We start from the raw sequence: 299 nt of genomic DNA on the forward strand, positions 1-299 counted from the left end.
CACCATCAACACGATGGTCGACCAGCTCTCCGCCTTCGCCGACGAGGTCACCCGCGTCGCCCGCGAGGTCGGCACCGAGGGCCGCCTCGGCGGCCAGGCCGACGTGCAGGGCGTGAAGGGCACCTGGCGCGATCTCACCCACTCGGTGAACTTCATGGCCGGCAACCTCACCGGTCAGGTCCGCAACATCGCGCTGGTGGCGACGGCGGTCGCCAAGGGCGACCTGTCGCAGAAGATCACCGTGGACGCCCGCGGCGAGATCCTCGAGCTCAAGAACACCATCAACACGATGGTCGACC

1 protein-coding gene is annotated in these 299 nt (G+C 68.2%); it reads left to right on the top strand.

Features of this window, described 5'->3' with window-relative positions; translation table 11 throughout:
* Positions 1-299, top strand: a 299-nt coding sequence (locus ADK41_RS12860; protein WP_159043965.1) for a HAMP domain-containing protein, incomplete at both ends; no start/stop codon positions are given.

The sequence above is a fragment of the Streptomyces caelestis genome, from assembly GCF_001279005.1.
GTDB lineage: Bacteria > Actinomycetota > Actinomycetes > Streptomycetales > Streptomycetaceae > Streptomyces > Streptomyces heliomycini.